The organism is Jannaschia sp. M317 (genome assembly GCF_025141175.1).
In the GTDB taxonomy this organism is placed as follows: Bacteria; Pseudomonadota; Alphaproteobacteria; order Rhodobacterales; family Rhodobacteraceae; genus Jannaschia.
The window spans coordinates 1,612,555-1,625,122 of sequence record NZ_CP081155.1 but is presented as its reverse complement, the minus strand read 5'-3'; the positions used below and the strand labels follow the sequence as shown (position 1 = coordinate 1,625,122).

The following is a 12,568-nucleotide window of genomic DNA, read 5'->3' as shown; positions in this document are numbered from 1 at the left end:
CTAACCCCGCAGGACACGCCCAAGACGCTGAATTCCATCGGCAATATCTGCCTCTGACGGTAACGAATAGCTAAGGCGCATGCAGTTCCTCACATCGCGGTTCGGATAGAAGGCAGCACCGGGCACAAAGGCCACGCCCGCCTCGATTGCCTTCGGCAACAGCGCGGCGGCGTCCATCCCCTCGGGCAGGGTCAGCCAAAGGAACATGCCGCCTTCGGGCCGGTTCCAGCGCAGGCCTTCGGGCATCGCCGTCTCCAGCGCGGCCAGCATGGCGTCGCGTTTGCCGCGATACCGCTCGACCGCCCTGGCGATGCGGGTATCGAGACCGGCCTGCGCCAGACGCAGCGCAGCCATCTGGTTCAGACGAGGCGCGTTCAGGTCGCTGGCCTGTTTCATCAAGACAAGCTTTTTAATCAAAGGCTTGGCCGCCACCATCCACCCCACCCGCAGGCCCGGCGACAGGATTTTCGAGAACGATCCCAGGTGCACGACCCGGCTGGCATCCACATGTCCCCGCGCGCCTGCATCCAGCGCCAGAAGGCTGGGCAAAACCTCGCCTTCGAAACGGAGCGCGCCGTAGGGATTGTCCTCGACCACGATGAAATCCTCTGCTTCGGCCAAGGCCAGCAACCGGTCGCGGGCCGCGCGGGTCATGGTGGCCCCGGTCGGATTGGCAAAGTCGGGAACCACATAGGCGAACGCCTTGCGTCCCGGTCCCGTCGTCGCGCCCATGGCGTTGTGCCCCTCCAGCGGGCGATAGACGGGGCCATTGGGTCCAAAAGCCTGCAGCGCACCAAGGTAGGTTGGCCATTCGGTCAACACTTCGTCGCCTCGGTCGATCAGAATACGGCCAAGGAAATCAAGTCCTTGCTGTGCGCCCGAGGTGATCAGAACGTTCTCCGGGGCGCATGTGACGCCCTGTGCGGTCAGGCGATCCGCCACCCATTGCCGCAGTTCGGGTTCCCCCTCGCTGACGGAATACTGCAAGGCACGCGCGCCCTGCGCCGGATCGGCCAGGATTTCAGTCACCGTGGCCGCCATGTCGGCGGTCGGGAACAGCGAGGGATCGGGGATTCCCCCACCGAAGCTGATGACGCCGGGGGCGTCGGCGACGCGCAGAAGTTCCCTGATCTCAGAGGCTTGGACACCGGACATCCGGCTGGCGAGGCGGGGCTGGAAGAGCGTGAAATCAGTCATGTCAATAGGTCAACAGTAATGACCTACCTTGCGTCAAGCCTTGTGATGCTTCGTTACGCAACACGCCCGATTTGTGATCGGATCGTGCACAGGGAACCGCAGGTGCAACTGTTTCGTTGCCCTCGCGACCCTGCGAACGGAGGATGACATGGCCAGCTACAACGTCGGCGACACGGTGAAATGGAACTGGGGCAACGGCACCGGGACCGGCAAGATCGAAAAGACCTACACCCAGAAGATCACCCGCAAACTGCAGGGCACAGAGGTCACGCGAAACGGGTCCGACGACGATCCCGCGCTCTATATCGAGCAGGAGGACGGCGACGGGGTGCTGAAACTCGCCTCCGAGGTGGAGGCCGCCTGATTTCACGTTTTGGGGTATGGCCCGGGCGCGGTTTTCACGTTTTGGGGGAAAACCGCGCCCAGCCCCCGGTCAGCCGTAATGCGCCACCGGTGTCCCCGCGAGGGCGGCGACATTCAGCAGACCGCGCGCGGTGATGGACGGCGTCACGATGTGCGCCTTGTTGCCCATTCCCATCAAAAGCGGCCCGACCTCCAACCCGCCGGCGCGGGCCTTGAGGATGTTGCGGGTCGCCCCCGCCGCGTCGGTCGAGGCGAAGACCAGAACGTTGGCCGGCCCCTCCATCCGATTGGCGGGCAGAAAGCGGGCGCGCAACGCGGGGTCGAGCGCGGCATCGACGTTCATCTCGCCCTCATAGGAAAAGTCGAGCTTCATCGCGTCAAGCTGGGCCAAGGCCGTGCGCATCGTCCGGCCCGAGTGGCTGTCGAGGTTGCCGAACTGCGAGGCCGAGCACAGCGCCACCTTCGGCTCCACCCCGAAGCGGCGGACGTGCCGGGCGCAGGCGACGACGGTTTCGGTGATCTGTTCCGGCGTCGGTTGGGCGTGCACGTGGGTGTCCGCGATGAAGAGCGGCCCATCCTCCAGGATGACAAGCGACAGCGCGCCGACCGGATGCAACCCGCCCTGCCCCAGCACTTCGGTGACGTAGCGCAGGTGCCACAGGAATTGGCCAAAGGTGCCGCAGATCAGGCTGTCAGCCTCGCCGCGCTGAACCATGACCGCACCAATGGCGGTGGTGTTGGTGCGCATGACCGCGCGGGCCAGGTCGGGGGCCATGCCCTGCCGCGCCATAAGGTGGTGATAGGTCTCCCAGTAGTCACGATACCGGGGGTCGCTTTCGGGGTTCACGATTTCCACGTTGCGGCCCGGCTCGATCGTCAGGCCCGCGCGGGCGGCGCGGGTGGCGATCACATCAGGACGACCGATCAGGATCGGGATGTCCGTGGTTTCCTCCAGAATGGCCTGAGAGGCGCGCAGCACGCGCTCATCCTCGCCCTCGGCAAACACGATCCTGCGCTCGGCCTGGGCTGCGGCGGCAAAGACCGGGCGCATGATCAGGGCGGATTTGAAGACAGATGCGTCCAGCGCGGCCTTGTAGGCCTTCAGGTCGTCGATGGGGCGCGCTGCCACGCCTGATTCCATCGCGGCCTTGGCCACGGCGCTGGCGACGACGCCCATCAGGCGCGGATCGAAGGGTTTCGGGATCAGGTAATCGGGGCCAAAGGTCAGCTGTTCCTCGCTGTAGGCGGCTGCCGCCTCGGCGCTGGTCGTGGCGCGGGCGAGCGCGGCGATGCCCTCGACGCAGCCGACCTTCATCGCCTCGTTGATCTCGGTCGCGCCCACGTCCAACGCGCCCCGGAAGATGAAGGGGAAGCACAGGACGTTGTTGACCTGGTTCGGATGATCGCTGCGCCCGGTGGCGATGATCGCATCGGGGGCCGTGGCCTTGGCGTCGTCGTAGGGGATTTCCGGGTTCGGATTGGCCAGCGCGAAGATGATCGGCTTGGCGGCCATTTTCTCGACCATGGCGGGTTTCAGCACGCCGGGACCGGACAGGCCGAGGAACAGGTCCGCGCCGTCGATCACGTCATCAAGGGACCGCGCGCCGCCGGGCTGGGCGAAGGCGGCCTTTTGCGAGGTCATGTCTTCGGCCCGGCCTTCGTGAACCAGACCGTGCAGGTCGCACAGGAAGACGTTCTCGCGCTTTACGCCCAAGGTCACCAGCATGTTGAGGCAAGCGATGCCCGCCGCGCCGCCACCGGTGGAGACGACCTTGACGTCCTCCCACTTGCGGTTCGTCAGGCGCAGCGCGTTGAGCGCGGCGGCCCCGACGACGATGGCGGTGCCGTGCTGATCGTCGTGGAAGACGGGAATGTTCATCCGCTCGCGGCAGATGCGTTCGACCACAAAACAGTCGGGGGCCTTGATGTCCTCCAGGTTGATCGCGCCGAAGGTGGGTTCCAGCGCGCAGACGATATCGGCCAGCTTTTCGGGGTCGCTTTCGTTCACCTCGATGTCGAAACAGTCGATATTGGCGAACTTCTTGAACAGGACGGCCTTGCCCTCCATCACCGGCTTGGAGGCCAGCGCGCCGATGTTGCCCAGGCCCAGGACGGCGGTGCCGTTCGAGACGACGGCAACGAGGTTACCGCGCGCAGTGTAGTCGGCGGCGGCGGCGGGGTTTTCGTGGATCGCGGTCGAGGCGTCGGCCACGCCGGGCGAATAGGCACGGGCCAGGTCGCGGCCATTGGCCAGCGGCTTGGTGGCCCGGATCTCCAGCTTGCCGGGGCGGGGATAGCGGTGATAATCCAGCGCCGCCTGTCGTGCCGCCGCCTGCTGCTCTTCTTTGCGGTCGCTCATTCTGGCCCCTCCCTGCCCGATCCGAAGATCGTTTAATATTAAACCATCCTGTCCTGCCAGTGCCTGTTTGACGCGCGCCGGGGACCGTGATGATGCTGTGTGCCATGAATAATTCCTCGACGACAGGGGCAGAGATCGTCCTGCCCGCGCCCGACCTGGGAGCAGAGCTGGCATTCTGGACCGCGCGCGGCTTTCGGCTGGACGCGATCTGGCCCGCCGATGACCCGGAGGTGGCGCGACTTTCGGGGCTGGGCCTGTGCCTGCGGCTGGTCCGCGGGGCCAAGGGGGCGGTCACCCTGCGCCTGACCGAAGGGGCGGCGGCGCTGTCGCCGGGGGGCACACGGGTGGAGGTCGGGACGCCGGTACCTGTCTATGCCTTGCCGCCTGTGCAGACCGGGTTCGGCCTGCGGCGCTTGTCCGACGGCGACCCTTGGGTGATCGGGCGCGCGGGCATGCAGTATCGCGACCTGGTGCCCGACCGGCTGGGCGGGGCGGTCATCGCCAGCCACATCCGCATCCCCGACGGCGGACCGGTGCCGGACATGGTGCATTATCACACGGTGGGGTTTCAGTTGATCTTTTGCCACCGGGGGTGGGTCGATCTGATCTACGAGGATCAGGGCCCGGCGTTCCGCCTGGAGGCCGGGGGCTGCGTCATCCAGCCGCCGGAGATCCGGCACAGGGTGCTCCATGCCTCCGACAATATCGAGGTGGTGGAGGTGGGCGTGCCAGCGGTGCATGTGACGACCATGGACCACGAGATGGTCTTGCCCAACGGCCCCGCCAATCCCGCCCGGCGGTTCCAGGGACAGCGGTTCCTGCACCACCGGGCGGCGGAGGCTACGTGGCGACCGGGGCCGGAGGGGTTCGTGACGCGTGAGACCGGCGTGGCCGACGCGACGCGGGGGGTAGCCGGGGTGCGGGTGCTGCGCGCCGTCACCGACGCGGGGCCGATGCGAGCGGACGCGGAGATACACTTGGGTTTCCTGCGGTCCGGGCGGATGCAGCTGATCCGCGAGGGGCAGGCACAGTCATTGTCCGAAGGCGATGCTTTCGTTCTGGCACCAGCGGAGGACCTGCGGTTCGCCGGGGCCACCGAGGATCTGGAAATTCTGACTGTCACGCTGCCTGCGGGCGGGGCGGCGGCGTGAACCCCGCCCTACGAGGCCCGTAAGGTGTAGGGCGGGCTTCAGGCCGCCCCGGTTCGATCAGGCATCGGTGCCGGTGGTGCGCAGATGCGGGGGCAGCAACGCCTCCAACGGTTGCGTCAGGCGGCGGCTTTCGGCGACGCACAGCAGGATTTGGTTGCGGGTCAGGGCCGGCCCCTCGATCTGGCGGAAGTCGGTCGCGTTGGCGAGGTAGAAGCCGACGTTGGTGATGACCTGCTGATCGCTCAGCTGGAACGACTCGCGCAGATACCAGGCGGTCACCTCGGCCTCGGTCATGCCCAGAAATCCGGCATGATCCGCCGCCCAACCATCGGGGCAAAGCGCGCCGTCAAAGTCTGCCGCCACCACAGCCCGCCGCAGCGCGTCTTCGGTCACCACCAGCGGCGACAGCGTCGCCTGAGCCACGGATACGCACAGCGCGAGCGCCATGCCCGCGACGCCCAGCGACATGCACGCGGCTTCCAGCCGAGAGGCGCTGCGCAGTTGTGTCGGCACGGTCGCGCCCCAGGACCGCAGGTCCTGACCGGCCTGAACCCAGGCGGCCGGTAAAAGAGAAGTAAGGCGGGGCAGCAGCGACATTTGGGCGGGACCTCGTCGGAATTGAGACCAATATGGCGCTAAATTCAGTCATAATTGTGGCAGATTCAACTGAATTTGTCCGAGTATTCGGAACAATTGTCTGAAAGTTATCGCTTTTCCCTCCGATCTCGAAACCGCTGGCGCCAATCCATGGCATCAATTGGGGACTGGTGCGCGATGCGTGTCGCGGGCATGACGCATTCATGTCCCTTTGGTTGTTCGCGACACTTTTCGCAGCCTCGGCTCAGGCCATGCGGTTCTATCTGCAAAAGCGACTGTCGCTTTCGGGGTTGAGCCCGGCTGCCTCGACCTTTGCGCGCTTTGTCTACGCCCCCCTGCCCATCGCCATCGGGCTGGGGATCTGGGCCGTGTCGACTGGCGGGCAGTTTCCGGCAATCGGTCCGGAGTTCTGGCCTTTTGCCCTGACCGGGGCGATATCGCAGATCCTGGCGACGGTCTGCCTTGTCGCGCTGTTCGCGCGGCGCAATTTCGCGGTGGGCATGGCGTTTTCCAAGACCGCCGTTCTGTTGACCGTGGTGTCGGGGTTCCTGTTGCTGGGCGAGGTGGTGACCTGGGTATCGCTTGTCGCCATGGCGGTCGGTTTCCTGGGGGTTCTGATCCTGTCGGTACCGGTGGGAGCCGGGTTGAGGGCCAATCCGTTCAACGTGGCGACCTTGCTGGGGCTGGGGTCCGGGGTTTTCTTTTCGCTGTCTGCCGTGGGGTATCGCGGGGCGTCGCTGGCGATAGCGACCGATGCGCCGCTGTTGCGGGCGGCGATGACGCTGTGCATCGTGACCTTGATACAGACGCTGATGCTTCTGCTGTGGCTGGCCTGGCGGGACCGGGCCGGGTTGATCGCCGTGTTCACTGGCTGGCGCGTGACGGCGCTGGTGGGCGTGACCTCCATGGCGGGGTCCATGGGGTGGTTCACGGCCTACACCTTGCAGACGGCGGCCTATGTGAACGCGGTGGGTCAGATCGAGCTGGTGCTGTCGATGCTGATTTCCCGTTTCGCCCTGGGGGAGCGGCAGACGACGCGGGAATTGGCGGGTATCCTGCTGGTCGGGGTCAGCGTGTTGGGATTGATCCTGCTGCGCGGCTGAGGGGGACGTCATGTCGAACAAGGCGATCGAGGAAGCACAGGATGGGGCCGCCGCGCGGCGTGCGCGGGGGGAATTCGTGCGCGGGGTCAGCGCCCATCGCAGCTGGATCGGGGACGCGGCCCATCCGGCAGAGGTGGGGCGATATCATCTGTTCGTGGCGCTCAACTGTCCCTGGTGCCACCGGGTGACCCTGGCGCGCGCGGTGCTGGGATTGCAGGTGTCGATCACCATGGACGTGGCCTTTCCCAACCGCACCGGCGACGACGATCCGGTCGCGCCGAACCGCTGGGAATTCGCGCCCGAAAGGGTGGCCAGCCTGACCGGCGCCCCCCTGCCGGAGTGCACCGCCGAGACGGGCACCGGTCGCGGCTATCGTCTGGCGGTGGAGATCTACGGGGCGGAAGGGTCGGAGGAGGCGAGCCTGCCGATCCTGTATGACAAGCAGGCTGGGCGGATCGTGTCGAACGAAAGCGCGGAGATCCTGCGTATGTTCAGCGCCGAGGCGGCGGGGCTTGGCGGTGCGGGGGATCTCTATCCGCAGGACCTCGCCACAGAGATCGACGCGCTGAACACCGAGATCTATGTTGCGATCAACAACGGGGCCTATAAGGCGGGCTTTTCATCGGATCAGGCCGTCTATGCGGAGGCCTTCGCGCGCTACTTCGAGACGCTCGACCGGTTGGAGGCGCGCCTGTCGGACGGGCGGGCATTTCTTTGTGGGGACCGTTTCACCGAGGCGGACCTGCGGTTGTTCCCGACCCTCTATCGGCACGATCCGGTGTATTACGTGCGGATGAAACTGAACGCGGCGCGGATCCTGGATTATCCGGCGCTCTGGCGCTGGCTCTGCCGGGTTCATGCCTTGCCGGGCGTCGCGGAGGCCGGGTCGCTGGTGCATTGTCGGCAGGGGTATTTCGGACGGTCCTGGAACGGAACCGTGCCGCTGGGCCCCCTGACGCCCCTGCCCTACCCCGAGGCCTATGACCACCCGGACCTGGCGGACGGATAGACCCGGACCGGTCGCCAGGGGTTTCAGCAAAACCTGCGGCCGGATTTCCCGGCAGGACATCCGGCCCCGCCGACTAGAGCCGCAGAAAAGCCGAGGTCGCACCGCTGTTGTCGAAAAAGGGCACGCCGGGGGCGTCGCGGCCTTCGGCAATGGCGGAGATTTCGGCCAGGACGATTTCGGTGATGAAAGGCATGTCGAGCGCGCGCGCCTCGGCCAGGGGCACCCAGTGCAGGTGGCTCAGTTCATCCTCGGCGGCCGTGAAATCATCCGGGTCTCCGCGCAATGCATCCGCCGATGCCAGAAAGAAACGCGCGTCGAAGCGCCGGGGACGGCCCGGCGGGGTGATCGCGCGAAAGATGAACCGCAGGGGGCCCGCATCGGGGGCCAGCCCGTCAAATCCGGGCCAGGGAGCCGGTGTCGGGCTGGGCCGGGCCAGGATCTGGCCTGTTTCCTCTGCCAATTCGCGCAGGGCGGCGGCGGCGATTGTCTCGGGCGGCAGGGTGCTGCGCCGCGCCAGGGCGGCGCGATCCGCCTGCGGCAGGGCCCGCGCAAGGGTCACCGTGCCATCGCCCGCGTCCACGGCACCGCCCGGAAACACGAATTTCGACGGCATGAAGGCCGCGCCCGCGCCCCGCTGTCCCATCAGGACGCGCGGGCCCGTCGGCCCGTCGCGCAGCAAAACGGTGGTGGCGGCATCGCGCAGGGCGGCCTTGTCGGTGGGGGGCGTCACCTGCGTCCGCTCTCCGTATGGCCGAACCCATGCATGCGCGACGCCCATTGCACGCCGACGATCACCCCCTTGAGCCGGGGCAGAAACCACAGCGACAGGGCGGCAGCCGCGACCATGAAGATGGCCATGAAGCTGTAGGGATCCGGCTCGAAGGCAACGAAGTACCACAGCATTGCGGGGCCGATGATGTGGCCCACGATCAACAGGGTCAGATAGGGCGGGCCGTCGTCGGCGCGGTGGTGATGCAGCTCTTCTCCGCAGACGGCGCAGCTGTCGCGCACCTTGAGATAGCTTTTCATCATCGGGCCGGAGCCGCAGTTCGGGCAACGTCGCCGCCACCCGCGCAGCATGGAGGTCCGCATCTCGCGGGTGGTGGAGGCCGGATCGGCATCTACGGGGGCCGGATCGGCATCTACGGGGGCCGGATCGGCATCTACGGGGGCCGGATCGGCAGAGGGGGTCAGATCTTGCATGGTGGTGTCCTTTGATGCCCCGGTCCTAGGCGCGTCCTGGTCGCAGGGACAGGTGACAGGATGGCGCGGGGCTGGATCGGCAAAAATGGGAAAGTTGAAAAAACCTGCGACGGAAACCGCGACGGTCCGCGTGCAAGGGGGGAACGGGCCGCAAACCAGTGGCGCGTCAGATACCCGGAGACAGAAATGACAAAGCCCAACCTGAAGATCCTGACCCTCTCGCTGATGGCGGGGGTCGCGGTGATGACGTTCGGAGCCGCCGCCGATGCCCGCGGCGAGGGGCGTGAACGGCCCGCGTTCAGCGAGCTGGATGCCAATGGCGACGGCCAGCTGACGCTGGAAGAGATGCAGGCCCACCGCGCCGCCCATGGGGCCGCCCGGTTCGAAGCCTCGGACACCGATGGCGACGGCGCGCTGAGCCGCGAAGAGGTTCTGGCCGCCGCCCAGGGCCGAAGCGAAGAACGTGCAGGTCGCATGTTCGACCGGATGGACGCCGATAGCGACGGTACGCTAACCCAGGCCGAGATCGAGGCCGGACGCCCGCAGCGCGGCGACGGCGAAGGCCGGCGCGGTCGCGGTGGACCCGAGCGGATGTTCGAGCGGGCCGACGCCGATAACAGCGGCGGCCTGAGCGCCGAAGAGTTCGAGCAGATGGGCCAGCGCGGCGGCAAGCGCGGCGGCGGTCGCCACTGACATGGTCCGGGGGCGGATGCCCGCCCCCGACACCCCCACGGGACAGGAGCAACCGTGACCTTGACGGCTCAGGAAGAGGAAGCAGCGCTGCTGGCGCGGGTGGTGACGGGCGACCGCACCGCCGCGACAATGCTGGTCGATCGTCTGGGCCCGAAGCTCATGGCCTTCTGCCTCAAGCTGACGGGCGGCAACCGGGCCGAGGCCGAGGACATCGTGCAGGAGGCGTTCCTGCGACTTTGGCGCAAGGCACGGGACTGGGATGCCCACGGCACGGCGCAGCTGTCGACCTGGCTGGGCCGGGTGGCGGCAAACCTGGCCATCGACCGGCAACGACGTGCGGCGCGGTCGGCGCCTTTGGACGACGAAATGGACATCGCGGACCCGGCGCCTGGCGTCGAGGCGGTGATGATCGGCGCCGACCGCCAGGCCGCCCTGCGCGCGGCCCTGGACAGCCTGCCCGACCGCCAGCGACAAGCGGTCGTGTTGCGCCATATCGAAGGCCATTCGAACCCCGATATTGCCGCGATGATGGGCACCGGGGTGGAAGCGGTCGAAAGCCTGATTGCGCGGGGCAAGCGAAGGCTTGCAGCGCTGCTGTCGGGGTTGAAAGATGACACGGGGGACGGAACCCATGGTTAACGAGACAGAGATCGAGGCCCTGCTGCGGAACATGGGCGATGACACCGTGCCCTTGGGTGCCGCCCTGAGGTCGGCAGTGATCGAAGATGCGATCGCAATGGCCCCGCGCCCGGTGCCATGGTGGCGCAGCATCAGCCTTTGGGGCGGGGCCTTGGGGGCACCGGTGGCGGCGCTGTGCGGGCTGTGGCTGGGCATTGCGCAGCCGGCGCTGGTGCTGCAAGCGGTGCCGGGAATGGACCTGTCTGCGACCGAGGCATTGACCGATGGCGAGGCCCTGCTGGACGACATCTACGGCGGCAGCTGGGAGGATTGGCTATGACCCCGCGCAGGTTGCGCATCGCGCTTTGGGCTTCTGTGGCCGTTAACCTGCTGGTGGTCTTTGCCATTGCGGGCGCGGTGTTGCTGGCCCCTGATGGGCCGCGACGGGGCGGCGGCGATGACCCGCGCACGGCGCGCGGCGGCCCCCCCGAACTTGCCGCCTTTTCACGCGCGCTGGACGGGCCGCGCAGCGACGAGCTGCGGGCGCGGTTGCGGGGCGATCCCGTGCTGCGACAGGGGCGCGACCGGATTCGCGCGGGCCGACGGGCCGTGGTCGCGGCCTTGCGGGCCGAGCCGTTCGACCCGGACGGGTTGCGCGCGGCCCTGGCGGGCCAGCGGCAGGTTCAGGCGGATCTGGCGCAGCGGGGGCTGGATGCCTTTGTCGAGGTGGTGGCGGATCTGACGCCTGCGGAACGCGCGGCTTTCGTCACGGCATTGGAAGACAGCCTGACGCGGCGGAGACGCTAACCGCTGGTCAGGCTGGCGGTCTGCACCTGATTGCGGCCTGCGTCCTTGGCGGCATAAAGCGCGCGATCCACGATGGCGAGCGCGTGGGTCGAGGCATCGTCGCGATCCTCCAGCATGGCGACGCCCAGCGACATGGTGACCGACAGGGTGCTGCCATCGTCCAGGCGGAAGTTCAGCGCCTCGATCGCCTTGCGCAACCGTTCGGCGACGGTGCGGACCTGATCGAGACTGCTGTCGGGCAGCACGGCCAGGAACTCTTCTCCGCCAATGCGACAGACCAGATCCTCGCCGCGCAGGCTTTCCTTGAGCACCAGTGCCACCTTGGACAGGACCCGGTCACCGACCAGGTGGCCATGGGTGTCGTTGACGGCCTTGAAGTGATCGACATCCATCAGGATCACGCCGGCGCGGATGCCCTGTGCACGGCAGCGGGTGGCGATCTGGTCCAGATGGTGCAACCCGTAGCGACGGTTGTGCAGCCCCGTCAGCGGGTCGATCACCGCAAGGCGGAGCCCCGTCTCCAGGGTATCGCGCATGCGATCGGCGCGCCTTTTGCGCGCCAGTTGGGTGCGGATGCGCATGGCGATCTCATCGACCGGGAACGGGCGATACGCCACATCCGACGCCCCGAGATCCAGCGCCGTGGCCGCGCGTTCGCTGTCGCCCGCAGGCAGGATCACGATGAAGGCCGCATGCCGCGTCGCCTGGCGCGAGCGCAGTTCCGACATCAGGCGCAGCCCCTCGTTATGGGCACCAAGGTCGGCGTCGATCAGGAACAGATCAGGCGCGCTGTCGCGGTCAAGCGACAGAACGGAATCGCGCGATATGACAGAAACCTGTTCGCGGAACAGAGGCCGCAGACGGTCCCTTTGGCGCAGCAACCAGGCGCTGTCGCCCCCGGCCACGAGCGCGATCTGACCGTCGATAGGCGCGGGTTTTGCGGCGAAGCCTGCCTGTTTGCCCCCCTCGGCGAAGCCACCGAAACCGCTGTCCATCTGCATGCCCAGCAGGGGGCCGCTGTGTTCTTCGTAGGTCCGCTCCTCCTCCCGGCTGCGCAGGAGAGAGCGGACACGGGCCAGAAGCGCGATTTCGTCGACGGGTTTGGACAGGAAATCGTCGGCACCGGCGGACAGCCCCTCCATCCGGGCCTCCGTGTCGTCGCTGGCGGTCACCAGGATGACGGGAATGGCGGCGGTGGCCGGGTCGGCGCGCAGCCGGGCGCAGGTTTCCGCGCCCGACAGGCCGGGCATCATCATGTCCATGATCACGATGTCGATCCCGCCGCCGCGCGCGATGCGCAGCGCCTCTTCGCCGCTGGCGGCGGGGGTCACCTCGTACCGGGCGGCTGTCAGCTTGACCTTCATCACGATACGATTCGTGGCGACGTCATCGACGATTAGGATGCGCCCGGTCATGGCTGACTGGCCTTTCTCAAAATTTCACAGGTCTTACTGGACGATTAAGAATC

14 protein-coding genes are annotated in these 12,568 nt (G+C 67.0%); 8 read left to right on the top strand and 6 right to left on the bottom strand.

The window, feature by feature from the left end:
* Positions 1-1,197 carry a PLP-dependent aminotransferase family protein gene (locus K3551_RS08375; RefSeq protein ID WP_259919147.1) on the bottom strand — a complete coding sequence of 399 codons (1,197 nt, stop codon included), beginning with the start codon at positions 1,195-1,197 and terminating at the stop codon, positions 1-3.
* Positions 1,198-1,345: 148 nt separating this feature from the next.
* On the opposite strand from K3551_RS08375, the gene K3551_RS08370 reads away from it, so the two are divergent.
* On the top strand, positions 1,346-1,561 hold the full coding sequence (locus K3551_RS08370) for a DUF2945 domain-containing protein (RefSeq protein WP_259919146.1): 216 nt from the start codon (positions 1,346-1,348) through the stop codon (positions 1,559-1,561).
* Between the two features lie 69 nt (positions 1,562-1,630).
* Here the strand turns inward: K3551_RS08370 and K3551_RS08365 are convergent, their stop codons facing one another.
* Positions 1,631-3,919, bottom strand: a complete 2,289-nt coding sequence (locus K3551_RS08365; RefSeq protein ID WP_259919145.1) for an NADP-dependent malic enzyme — start codon at positions 3,917-3,919, stop codon at positions 1,631-1,633.
* Between the two features lie 89 nt (positions 3,920-4,008).
* Here K3551_RS08365 and K3551_RS08360 point away from each other — a divergent pair, with 89 nt between their 5' ends.
* A complete protein-coding gene (locus K3551_RS08360) occupies positions 4,009-5,070 on the top strand; it encodes a cupin (protein WP_259919133.1) in 1,062 nt (353 codons plus the stop codon).
* 57 nt (positions 5,071-5,127) lie between these two features.
* Here K3551_RS08360 and K3551_RS08355 read toward each other — a convergent pair whose 3' ends face one another.
* Complete coding sequence (locus tag K3551_RS08355) at positions 5,128-5,667, bottom strand: hypothetical protein (RefSeq protein WP_259919132.1); 540 nt, start codon at positions 5,665-5,667, stop codon at positions 5,128-5,130.
* Between the two features lie 203 nt (positions 5,668-5,870).
* Here K3551_RS08355 and K3551_RS08350 point away from each other — a divergent pair, with 203 nt between their 5' ends.
* On the top strand, positions 5,871-6,770 hold the full coding sequence (locus K3551_RS08350; RefSeq protein WP_259919131.1) for a DMT family transporter: 900 nt from the start codon (positions 5,871-5,873) through the stop codon (positions 6,768-6,770).
* Between the two features lie 10 nt (positions 6,771-6,780).
* The gene (locus tag K3551_RS08345; RefSeq protein WP_259919130.1) at positions 6,781-7,779 is read left to right on the top strand and encodes a glutathione S-transferase C-terminal domain-containing protein; all 999 of its coding nucleotides are present in this window, start codon (positions 6,781-6,783) and stop codon (positions 7,777-7,779) included.
* A gap of 73 nt (positions 7,780-7,852) precedes the next feature.
* On the opposite strand, the gene K3551_RS08340 is transcribed toward K3551_RS08345, so the two are convergent.
* Both K3551_RS08340 and K3551_RS08335 read right to left on the bottom strand, forming a co-directional pair.
* On the bottom strand, positions 7,853-8,509 hold the full coding sequence (locus tag K3551_RS08340) for an NUDIX domain-containing protein (RefSeq protein ID WP_259919127.1): 657 nt from the start codon (positions 8,507-8,509) through the stop codon (positions 7,853-7,855).
* Positions 8,506-8,871 carry a DUF983 domain-containing protein gene (locus tag K3551_RS08335; RefSeq protein ID WP_259919533.1) on the bottom strand — a complete coding sequence of 122 codons (366 nt, stop codon included), beginning with the start codon at positions 8,869-8,871 and terminating at the stop codon, positions 8,506-8,508. Before K3551_RS08335 ends, K3551_RS08340 begins: the two co-directional genes overlap by 4 nt.
* Positions 8,872-9,168: 297 nt before the next feature.
* Between K3551_RS08335 and K3551_RS08330 the strand changes: the two genes are divergently transcribed.
* Genes K3551_RS08330 through K3551_RS08315 form a run of 4 tightly spaced genes read left to right on the top strand, consistent with a single transcriptional unit; the run spans position 9,169 to position 11,100 of the window.
* A complete protein-coding gene (locus K3551_RS08330) occupies positions 9,169-9,675 on the top strand; it encodes an EF-hand domain-containing protein (RefSeq protein WP_259919125.1) in 507 nt (168 codons plus the stop codon).
* A 54-nt stretch (positions 9,676-9,729) separates the two neighbouring features.
* Positions 9,730-10,314, top strand: coding sequence for a sigma-70 family RNA polymerase sigma factor (locus K3551_RS08325; RefSeq protein WP_311199783.1), 585 nt, complete (start codon positions 9,730-9,732; stop codon positions 10,312-10,314).
* The gene (locus tag K3551_RS08320) at positions 10,307-10,633 is read left to right on the top strand and encodes a hypothetical protein (RefSeq protein ID WP_259919123.1); all 327 of its coding nucleotides are present in this window, start codon (positions 10,307-10,309) and stop codon (positions 10,631-10,633) included. The genes K3551_RS08325 and K3551_RS08320 overlap by 8 nt, the downstream gene beginning before the upstream one ends.
* Positions 10,630-11,100, top strand: coding sequence for a periplasmic heavy metal sensor (locus tag K3551_RS08315; protein WP_259919121.1), 471 nt, complete (start codon positions 10,630-10,632; stop codon positions 11,098-11,100). Before K3551_RS08320 ends, K3551_RS08315 begins: the two co-directional genes overlap by 4 nt.
* Here the strand turns inward: K3551_RS08315 and K3551_RS08310 are convergent.
* On the bottom strand, positions 11,097-12,515 hold the full coding sequence (locus K3551_RS08310; protein ID WP_259919119.1) for a diguanylate cyclase: 1,419 nt from the start codon (positions 12,513-12,515) through the stop codon (positions 11,097-11,099). The two genes, K3551_RS08315 and K3551_RS08310, sit on opposite strands and share 4 nt — an antisense overlap.
* Positions 12,516-12,568: the final 53 nt, after the last annotated feature.